The sequence below is a fragment of the Pseudomonas sp. MYb13 genome, assembly GCF_002980075.1.
In the GTDB taxonomy this organism is placed as follows: Bacteria; Pseudomonadota; Gammaproteobacteria; order Pseudomonadales; family Pseudomonadaceae; genus Aquipseudomonas; species Aquipseudomonas lurida.
In genome coordinates this window covers 37,187-47,463 of sequence record NZ_PCQI01000009.1, presented here as the reverse complement: position 1 = coordinate 47,463, position 10,277 = coordinate 37,187, and the positions used below count along the sequence as shown (strand labels likewise).

The following is a 10,277-nucleotide window of genomic DNA, read 5'->3' as shown; positions in this document are numbered from 1 at the left end:
CTTGCCGAAGATGAGGCCCTGGAGGACGCCATCGCCGGCAAGCCGAGGCCACAGCGCGCGGTGTTACACCAGGCCCAGCCCCGTCAGCAGCATGTCGATCAGCTTGATCCCGGCAAACGGCACCAGCACTCCGCCCACGCCATAGACGAGCAGGTTGCGGTTGAGCAACGCCGCCGCGCCGATCGCCCGGTAGGTCACCCCGCGCAAGGCCAGTGGAATCAGCGCGATGATGATCAATGCGTTGAAAATCACTGCGCTGAGGATCGCTGAGTTAGGGCTGCCGAGGTGCATCACGTTCAGGGCGCCGAGCTGTGGATAGGTGGCCACAAACGCCGCCGGAATGATTGCGAAGTACTTCGCCACATCATTGGCCACGCTGAAGGTGGTGAGGGCGCCACGGGTCATCAGCATCTGTTTGCCCACCTCGACCACTTCGATCAGCTTGGTCGGGTTGCTGTCGAGGTCGACCATGTTCCCAGCCTCTTTCGCCGCCTGGGTCCCGCTGTTCATCGCCACTGCCACGTCAGCCTGGGCCAGCGCTGGCGCATCGTTGGTGCCATCGCCGGTCATGGCCACGAGCTTGCCCTGTGCCTGGTAGTCGCGGATCAATTGCAGCTTGTCTTCCGGGCGCGCCTCGGCGAGGAAGTCATCCACACCGGCCTCGACGGCGATGGCGGCGGCGGTCAGGCGGTTGTCGCCGGTGATCATCACGGTCTTGATGCCCATGCGTCGCAGCTCGGTGAAGCGCTCCTTGATGCCGCCCTTGACCACGTCCTTGAGCTCGACCACGCCGAGTGCCTTGGCACCGTCCGACACCACCAGTGGGGTACTGCCGCGACGCGAGACTTCGTCGACTTTTGCCTGCAGCGCTGCCGGGAAACTCCCACCCAGAGCTTCAATATGGCTGCGAATCGCATCTGCTGCGCCCTTGCGAATCGCCCGGCCCTGGGGCAGGTCGACGCCGCTCATGCGAGTTTGCGCGGTGAAGTGCACAAAGCTTGCGCCCAATGCGTTGATATCCCGCGCGCGGATATCGAACTTCTGCTTGGCCAGCACCACGATGCTGCGGCCTTCAGGGGTTTCATCGGCCAGCGAGGCGAGTTGCGCAGCGTCGGCCAGATCGGCTTCCTTCACGCCCGGTGCCGGCAAAAAGTGGCTGGCCTGGCGGTTGCCCAACGTGATGGTGCCGGTCTTGTCCAGCAGCAGCACGTCGACATCTCCCGCTGCCTCGACCGCGCGGCCTGAGGTAGCGATCACGTTCGCTGACATCATCCGGCTCATGCCCGCCACGCCGATGGCCGAAAGCAGGCCGCCGATGGTGGTGGGGATCAGGCACACCAGCAACGCCACCAATACCGTGGCACTGATCACGCTGCCGCTGCCGCTCATGGCCACGGCGAAAATCGAGTAGGGGCTCAGCGTGGCAATCACCAGCAGGAACAGCAGGGTCAGGCCCACCAGTAAAATCGTCAACGCGACTTCATTGGGGGTCTTCTGCCGCTTGGCTGACTCGACCATCGAGATCATACGGTCCAGGAAGGATTCGCCGGGGTTGACGCTGATGCGCACCACCAGCCAGTCCGACAGCACGCGCGTACCACCGGTGACCGAGGAAAAGTCGCCCCCGGCCTCGCGGATCACCGGAGCCGACTCGCCGGTGATTGCACTTTCATCCACCGACGCGACTCCTTCAATCACCACGCCATCCAGCGGCACCAAGTCGCCGGCCTCGATCAATACCACGTTGTCCTTGCGCAATTGGCTGGCTTCCAACGGCAGCCATGCGCTGCCGTGACGGGGTTGCTGCAGCAATTTGGCCAGGGTCTGGCGCTTCATGCCTCGCAGGCTGGCAGCCTGGGCCCGGCTGCGACCTTCGGCCAGGGCCTCGGCGAAGTTGGCGAACAGTACCGTGAACCACAGCCATAACGTGATGCTGAGGATGAAACCACTGGGTGCTTCACCCTGGCCGCCCAGGGACTGCAGCCACAGCAGGGTGGTGAGGATGCTGCCCAGGTACACCACGAACATCACCGGGTTTTTCCATTGGGCCTGGGGCAGCAGTTTCTTCAGCGCATCGAGACCGGCAGTGAGCAGGATGCGTCGGTCGAACAGGGGTAGACGGGCGTTCTTCATCATCTCTTACTCACTGACCGCGATGGCGGGCTGACGAGCATCCAGCGCCAGGTTGAGTTGCAGTACATTGACCCGTGGCTCGCCGAGCAGCCCCAAGGTGCGGGCGCTGGTGTGCTCGCTGAGCAGTTGCAGCAGCTCGGGTTCCGGGAGGTGCCGCAGGCGAGCCACCCGTGCCAGTTGCAGGCGAGCGTTGGCCACCGAGATATGCGGGTCAAGGCCGGAGGCGGAAGCGGTCACCGCATCGACTGGCACGGGGGCATCGGCGGCGAGGGCGTTTTCCTGGCGATAGGCCTGCGCCCGCGCGGCGACCTGGTCCACCAGTTTCTGGCTGGTCGGGCCTAGGTTGCTGGCGCCGCTGGAACCTGCGTTGTAGGGCTGCGAGATGCTCTTGCTTGGGTCCTGCGGGTCGGCCCCGAGGGTCATGCTCGGGCGGCCATGGAAGTACGCGGGTTGGGTGAAGTGTTGGCCAATCAGGGTTGAACCGATCACCCGCCCGTCGTGTTCAATCAATGAACCGCGGGCCTGAAACGGGAACAACAGCTGGGCGGCAACGGTGGTGAAAGCCGGGTACGCCAGCCCCGTCAGCAGCATGAAAAACACCGCCGAAACCAGCACCGGGCGCAACAGCCCTTTAAATATCGATTGCGTTGTCATCCACATGTCCTCAGTTGTACGTCTGGCCGGACAGCAACTGCAGTTGCTCTACCAGCGGACCGAGCGCGAGCGCCGGCAGGAAGGTCAGGCCACCGACCACCAACACCACGAACACCACCAGCAGCATGAACAATGGTGTGGCGGTCGGGATGGTGCCGGCACCGGCAGGCACGGTCTTTTTCATCGCCAGGGAACCGGCCACGGCCAGCATCGGCAGCATGGTGAAGAAGCGCCCGATCAACATCGCCAGGCCGATGGTGGTATTGAAAAACGGCGTGTTGGCATTCAACCCGGCAAAGGCCGAACCGTTGTTGGCGGTGCCGGAGGTGTAGGCGTAAAGCACTTCGCTGAAACCGTGTGGGCCGAGGTTGTTGAGGCTCGCCAGGGTGTCCGGCCACAGGGCGGCGAGGGCTGTGAAACCAAGGATGCTGATGGGGTGCGCGAGTACCGAGAGCATCACCAGTTTCATCTCTCGGGCCTCGATCTTCTTGCCGAGGAATTCCGGGCTGCGGCCGATCATCATGCCCACCAGGAACACCGTCAGCAGGGCGTACTGGATCAGGTTGATAAAGCCCACGCCGTCGCCGCCGAACACGCAGTTGAGCATCATCTGCGCCAAGGGCACGAAGCCTCCCATGGGGGTCAGCGAGTCGTGCATGGCGTTGACCGAACCGGTGGTTGCCGCTGTGGTGGTCGCGATGAAGAGGCTGCTGTCGGCGATACCGAAGCGCAGTTCCTTGCCTTCCATATTGCCGCCGCTTTGTTCCAGCGACAGGGCCTGGTTTGCGCCGGCCTGGGTCAGCAGCGGGTTGCCACTTTGCTCGGCGCCGTACACCAGCGCGAGAAAGCCGATGAACATCACCAGGAAGGTACCGAAAAACACCCAGCCCTGACGGCGTTGCAAGAGCATGCTGCCGAAGGTGTAGGTCAGCGCTGAGGGAATCAGCAGCATGCTGAGGATGTGCAGGATGTTGGTCAGTGGCGTCGGGTTTTCGAACGGGTGTGCAGCGTTCATGCTGAAGAAGCCGCCGCCATTGGTGCCGATATGCTTGATCGATTCAAAGCTGGCGACTGCGCCGACGATCAACTGTTGCTGCGCGCCCTCCAGCGTAGTGGCCAGGGCCTGGGACGCAAAGGTCTGCGGCATGCCCTGCCACACATAGACCAACGCCATGCCGACACACACTGGCAGCATCACACGGTAAAGCGTGCGCGTGAAGTCGACCCAGAAGTTGCCGATATCGGCCGAACTGGAACGACTCAATCCGCGGATGAAGCCCGCAGCCGCGACCACGCCAGAGGTGGCGCCGACAAACATCAGAAAGGTGATGACCGCCATTTGGCTGAAGTTCGACAGGCTGGTTTCACCCGAGTACGCCTGCCAGTTGGTGTTGGTAATAAAGGAGGCGGCGGTGTTGAACGCCAGGTCCGGTGTTTGTGCGGCGAGCCCCAGGGGATTGATCGGCATCACTGCCTGCAGGCGCAGGACCACATAGCCGAGCAGCATCATCGCCGCATTCGCCAGCAACAACGCTGAGCCGTAGCGGGCCCAGCCCATGGTCTCGCGTGGGTCAATACCCAGCAGGCGATAGGTACAACGTTCCGGCAGGGCGTGGTGAACCCCGGTGAACACCCGGGCCAGCCACTTGCCCATCAGCACGGCGAGCCCGGTCATCAACCCCAGGACCAACGTAAATTCCAGCAAAGTGCTTAACATGTCGTGGCTCCGTTCAAATCTTGCCCATGGCGACGATGGCCATGGCAGTCGCTGCAAAAAACATCAGGCAGAGGCCGATAAACATCAGGTCGTACATGGCCAACTCCCTAGAACTTTTCAGCACGAATGAGGGCGTAGCCCAAGTAAGCGAACAGCCCGACAGCACATAAGCCGCTGGCGATGTAAATGAAGGTCAGTGTGAACACGGTGAAACTCCCCTTGATGAATAAGCCGGGGAGGTTAAGCGCTCGGGTATCAAGTCCGGACACTGATTGCGCGGGTCGGTATTAAGACGGCATAGAGATAAAGTGTTGCCCGACAAACAAAAAAAGGGATAGCCCGCCGCCCGGGTATCCCTTTGAAACTGGGGTGCTGCTGATGTTTGACGCGCCGCTTACTTGGCCTTCTTTTTCTTCTCGCTGCGGGTGGCAAGGTGTTCGAAGCAAAACGCAGCCGTGCCGAAGAGCGCAATCATTGACAGGACGACCATGCCTAGAGTTGAACTTTCCACGATGACTTCCTACGGGTGTTGGGGGTAGGAGGTGACGGTAGAGCGTGGAGGGTTAGTTGCTCAATAGGGACGACGTAATCGTTATGGGGAATGAGCGATTTATACGGGTTCTTTACGTGGGGGGCTGCCCGTTAGTTGGGTGATGGCCGCTTACGGTCCCGCCTTGACGGCAGGTTAGTGTGGAAAAGCCGGAAGCCCAGCCTGTTTGAAGGGCACCTGCGATCAAGACCACAAGCACGGCAGCCTGAGTGGTGTATTGCAAAAGCGGCTGGGTGTGCGCCGCAGATGGCTGCTCTGTGAGAGCTGGCTTTGACCGAGTTCGATGCTCAGTAACCGGTCGGCTTCAAGGCCGCCGCGCTTGTGCGCTGGATCTCGGACACACTGCGTGTCGGGGTGACTGGGCCGGCATCTCGGCTGTTCAAAAGTGCGCCGCTTCAAGAGCGCAAACCCTACCCGCCATCCCCCAGATAACGGATAGGTGTGCCTCCAAAAACTACAAGTTACGACTATGCCGATAGTCGCTGACCGCCTCATACACCGCCTTGCGCAAGCGATTGATCCCCCCGATCGGCCGATGCTCCCCCACCCCAAACCACGGATTGAACGACTGGTTATCGCACGCCAGGTTCTGCTCGGGCGTGTCGAAGTCCTGCGCCGGGATACGCACCTTGGCCACGCTCTCGTATGGCGCATCGCTCTCTTTCCACTCGATGCTGGTGTCTTCGATGGGCATGAACTTCTGCGGGTTCTGCCGCTGGATCTGCAACACAAAACACGCCGGTACACGGTCGGTAGACAGTTGCTGGCTCAAAGCACTACGCAGAAAATTCGGCAGGTCCTGATTCTGTTTGGGCAACACATACTCCGGGCAGCTTTGCGGGTCAGGCGCGACACGGAACTTGGCGTTGGCGGCACCGAACTTGTAGGGCGAGACCGAAAAATACGTAGTTTGTGTAGGGCTCGCCGGTGCTGGCGCCAAGGTGGCCAGGGCGATGAACAAGTGGCGTACCTGCCAGGTGCGCGGGTCGGCCTTGGGGAAGAACGCCAGCACTTTCTTGCCATCCGCTTGCGCGCCGATGTTCTGCGCATATTCCGCCACATCGCTGACAAAGAAGTTCGGGTGGCTGAACATCACGAAGTCCTGTTCCGTGCGCGCCTGCTGGTCGGCCAGCAATTGCTTGCCCGGTACGTCCAGCAGCTTGAGCGCCATGCCCCGTGCGTCACGAATGCTGTCGAACTGCGGATAGGCGTTGCCATTGGACAGTCGGATCAGCGCCTGCCAGGTCTTGCCCGGCTCGGCAAACACGCCCTGGCGCAGCGCCGGGTCGAGATCGGCCAGCACGCTGACGTCGGCCTTCACGCAACCATGCGCCTTGGCGTGGGCATCGCGCAGGTAGCGGGTGCCTTCGCGATGCTGGTCAACGATGCGCACCGCTGTCTGGATAATGCCCTGGGTCATCGCCGCTTCGCCTGGCGGGATCTGCTCATTCGGCGATACCGGTCCGCTGTGTTGCCAGGCGTACCAGGCGGTAGCGGCCAGCCAACCGAGCAGGCCGAGGCCTACCAGCCACAGTAGAGTCTTGCCGAGAAACGCGCCGATGCGCAGCCAGAGGCGGGCGAGCAGGGAGGGTTGGTCGTATCGGGATCGAATCATCATGGCAGTTGTTGCTCCAGCGGGCCGCCCAGCACTTTGAGGTATTCCAGCAGCGCCCAGCGTTCCTGCGGCAGCAGGCCACGGCCGATGACGCCGTTGCCACGAGCGCCTGCACGGAATTCGTGGCCGCTGTTGTGGTTGCCGGTGATACGGGTATCGAACAGGAAGGCATTCTTGAACGACGCGGTCTCGAAGCCGAGATGGCGCGGGTCGTAATTGAACGTGCCTTTATAGAAGGTGGTGCTGCGCTCGTCCTGGGGCGAGAGCAACTGATAGATCGTCGGCACCGAGCCGTTATGCAGGAACGGTGGCGTTGCCCACACGCCGGCCAGCGGCCGCGCTTTGTAGGCGCGCAATTCACGCACGCCGATGGGTAGGCCGTAGCCGTCCAGGCGCGGACGTTCGGCCGGGGTCACGCCCGCGGCGCGGTAGGCATGCTCTTCGACGAAGGCGGTGACGTAGGCGAGGCCCTTGGCCACGGACATTTTCTTCAGGTCCAAGGGTTCCGTCGGTGTCGGGTGCAGTTCGACATTGAGCCTGGCCAGTTCTGCCGGGTCCCACTGCAGCGCGCTGAGGTCGTAGCGTTGGTCGGCAATGTTGCTGGCGGTGCCCGGGTCGGTGCCCATGTAGTCCACCGGCAGCATTTTCAGCTGCTGCACTGGACGACCGTTTTCCTGGGTCACGCTGGGCACGTGGCAACCGGCGCAGTTTTCGGTGAACAGGGCGCGGCCCTGGGCTGCAAGAGGTTTGTCAATGGCGCCGAACAGGGCCTCGGGCCAGGTCGGCGGCTTGAGCCGTTGCAGGGTTTCTTCGATGAGATTGAGGTCGCGCACGCGCACGCTGGACGGGTAGCGCGCATCGCCCTGGAGCGGCTGGCCGGCGGCGTCGAAAAAGGTCAGTGTCGCGCCTACACCCAGGGCTTCACCGATGTTGCGGGCCATGGGTTGCTGGGCCGAGCCGTTCCATTGCACCCAGTCGAAGGTCCAGATATCCCACAAGTGCGGGTAGTCCACGGGTGCATTGGCGACGCGATAATTGTCCGGGGAAATGGCGTCGCCAAAGCTGGCGTTGGCGATCCGGCCAAAGGCGTCCGTGCGGCCGGGGCCTTCTTCGGTGGGGTAGAGGCCGCGGTGGGTATCGTTCCAGGCTACTTTCAGAAACTGATTGAGTGACTGCTTGAAGTCCTGGCGCAGGTGTTTGTGTTCCGCGTCGTAGCGCTCGCCCAGCACGTGGCGGGCGAAGCGCTCGAACTTCCATGGGTTGTAATAGGTGGCGGCAAGGCTGGCAACCAGGGCCTGGCCAAAACTGCCTCCGCGCAGGGTCGGTACACTGGAGGGCAATACATGCTGGGCCGAGCCACCGTCGATGCGCAGGGCCTGGCCTTTGAAATGCAGCTCGCCGGTATGGCAGGCGGCGCAGGTGATATCCAGGTAGTCAACGTTGCTGCCGGCGTTCTTGTGCCGGGCGAAACCCACGGGCAGGTTGCCCGGATTCTGCGCGGTAGGCACTTGCTTGGGGTCGACCAGGAAACCGAAGCGCGCCAAGTACTCCGGCGTGGCGAAGCGTTGCTCGGAAAAGGGCAGCTCCAGGGCGGTGAACCAGTCGTAGTGCAGGCCTTTTACTTGAGTGCCCTGGGGCGTGAAGTAGTAGGTCTGGCGGTCGGCGGTACTCCATTGGTCCTGGTAGTGCACCTGTTCCACGGGCACGTAGTCGGGCAACTTGGGGTTGATGGTGTAATAGAGCACCACGGCCAGCAATAGGGCCACCGTGACGAATATCAGGAGTAAAACACGGGAAAAAATGCGCAAGATAACTATCCTTGTCGAGTTGTCGCGTTGTTATGCCACTACGCCACAGGTGCGGCAAGTGGCCATGAGCCTGGTAGTAGGCGGTCCCACGATCCATCGCGGGCCCCCATCATGAATGAAAATGCTTTTAAACACGTGAACTTATCAGAAGTTTCCTGCTCACATGCCGGTAGCCATTGGTCGTGGCCGCCTGATAAGCTCGCGACTTTATTCGAATGCCCTATTGGCGCATGAACAAGGAAATAGCATGAAACAGCATCGGTTGGCGGCGGCGGTGGCCCTGGTTAGCCTGGTACTTGCGGGTTGTGATTCGCAGACCAGCGTAGAGCTGAAAACCCCGGCGCAGAAAGCTTCCTACGGCATCGGCCTGAACATGGGCAAGAGCCTTGCCCAAGAAGGCATGGATGACCTGGATTCCAAAGCAGTAGCCCAAGGCATCGAAGATGCCGTCGGCAAAAAAGAGCAGAAGCTCAAAGACGACGAGCTGGTTGAAGCGTTTGCCGCACTGCAAAAGCGTGCTGAAGAACGCATGACCAAGATGAGCGAAGAGTCGGCAGCCGCCGGCAAGAAATTCCTCGAAGACAACGCCAAGAAAGACGGCGTCGTCACCACTGCTTCCGGTCTGCAGTACAAGATCACCAAGAAAGCCGACGGCCCTCAGCCTAAGCCGACTGACGTGGTGACTGTTCACTACACCGGCAAGCTCACCAACGGCACTACCTTTGACAGTTCCGTGGACCGCGGTAGCCCGATCGACCTGCCGGTCAGCGGCGTGATCCCGGGTTGGGTCGAAGGCCTGCAACTGATGCACGTGGGCGAGAAGGTCGAGCTGTACATTCCTTCTGACCTGGCCTACGGCGCCCAGAGCCCGAGCCCGGCGATCCCAGCCAATTCCGTGCTGGTATTCGACCTGGAACTGCTGGCCATCAAGGACCCAGCCAAGGCAGAAGCACCTGCAGCACCAGCCGCCAAGAAGTAATCGGCGCCTGAACATACAACGCCCCGTCTAGACGGGGCGTTGTTGTTTCTGGGGGCACCGGCTTCAATGTGGGGGCTGGCAAGCCAGCTCTCACATTGAAGCCTGTGCAGATCCAAACGAACGTCTGTGGCGCGTAACAGTCAGATATAAGACTCGAGTACGGGTAGCCGCACATCAACGCCAAGTCAATGAAATCTTGGGTTTTTTTTATGTGCGCAAAAAACGCCCGATCTGACTGTAGGCCTTGTACCACGTGGCTTTCAGCCCGGAAAATAGGCTCTGTTCACAAGGTTATCCACAATTTGTGTGGATAACCTTTTCTGTCGCCTGGAACTGGAGTGACGAATGAAACCACCCTTCAATTTCACCCGTTTTCTGCCCATGGCCGCGCGCTTGCTCGGACGTGGCCGGTTGCCCACCTTGCTGTTTGCAGTGGCTGCCAAGGGCTCGAGCCAGGGCAATCGGTTGGGCAAACTCAAGGATGATCTCAAATTGCTCCAGGCCCTGTGCCTGGCCTACTGGCGCGGCGAGTACCGTGCGATCAGTCCTAAAGCGTTGATCTCGGTGGTGGCAGGGCTGATGTATTTCTTGAGCCCGATCGATGCCATCCCGGACTTCATCCCCATGTTCGGCATGCTTGACGACATCGCAGTGCTGGCGTGGGTCATGAAGACCCTGGAAGGCGAACTGAGCGCCTTTCGTGCCTGGCGTGACGCCCAGCGTCCGGAAAAGCTCGCGGTGGTTGAGCGCTTGCCAGCGACGCCAGCGCTGCTGTCCAAGGAAAATCCGCAAAAAAACTAATGGCACAGGATATCCCCCTG

Annotated in this window: 8 protein-coding genes; 2 read left to right on the top strand and 6 right to left on the bottom strand. The window is 61.2% G+C overall.

Annotation, left to right across the window (positions count from 1 at the left end; translation table 11 throughout):
• Positions 1 to 63 precede the first annotated feature (63 nt).
• The 6 genes from kdpB to CQ002_RS17170 form a co-directional block, all read right to left on the bottom strand.
• Positions 64 to 2,136, bottom strand: coding sequence for a potassium-transporting ATPase subunit KdpB (gene kdpB / locus CQ002_RS17195; protein WP_105161917.1), 2,073 nt, complete (start codon positions 2,134 to 2,136; stop codon positions 64 to 66).
• Between the two features lie 3 nt (positions 2,137 to 2,139).
• Positions 2,140 to 2,787, bottom strand: a complete 648-nt coding sequence (gene kdpC, locus CQ002_RS17190; protein ID WP_034103050.1) for a K(+)-transporting ATPase subunit C — start codon at positions 2,785 to 2,787, stop codon at positions 2,140 to 2,142.
• Positions 2,788 to 2,797: 10 nt separating this feature from the next.
• Positions 2,798 to 4,504, bottom strand: coding sequence for a potassium-transporting ATPase subunit KdpA (gene kdpA / locus CQ002_RS17185; protein WP_034103053.1), 1,707 nt, complete (start codon positions 4,502 to 4,504; stop codon positions 2,798 to 2,800).
• A gap of 107 nt (positions 4,505 to 4,611) precedes the next feature.
• Entirely contained in the window at positions 4,612 to 4,710 is a 99-nt protein-coding gene (gene kdpF, locus CQ002_RS17180; RefSeq protein WP_028615778.1) for a K(+)-transporting ATPase subunit F, read from the bottom strand.
• Between the two features lie 798 nt (positions 4,711 to 5,508).
• Positions 5,509 to 6,672, bottom strand: coding sequence for a catalase family protein (locus CQ002_RS17175; protein WP_034103056.1), 1,164 nt, complete (start codon positions 6,670 to 6,672; stop codon positions 5,509 to 5,511).
• A complete protein-coding gene (locus CQ002_RS17170; protein WP_034103058.1) occupies positions 6,669 to 8,477 on the bottom strand; it encodes a di-heme-cytochrome C peroxidase in 1,809 nt (602 codons plus the stop codon). The genes CQ002_RS17175 and CQ002_RS17170 overlap by 4 nt, the downstream gene beginning before the upstream one ends.
• Before the next feature lie 247 nt (positions 8,478 to 8,724).
• On the opposite strand from CQ002_RS17170, the gene CQ002_RS17165 reads away from it, so the two are divergent.
• Both CQ002_RS17165 and CQ002_RS17160 read left to right on the top strand, forming a co-directional pair.
• Complete coding sequence (locus tag CQ002_RS17165; RefSeq protein ID WP_012723274.1) at positions 8,725 to 9,456, top strand: FKBP-type peptidyl-prolyl cis-trans isomerase; 732 nt, start codon at positions 8,725 to 8,727, stop codon at positions 9,454 to 9,456.
• Positions 9,457 to 9,801: 345 nt separating this feature from the next.
• The gene (locus CQ002_RS17160; protein WP_034103060.1) at positions 9,802 to 10,257 is read left to right on the top strand and encodes a YkvA family protein; all 456 of its coding nucleotides are present in this window, start codon (positions 9,802 to 9,804) and stop codon (positions 10,255 to 10,257) included.
• Positions 10,258 to 10,277: the final 20 nt, after the last annotated feature.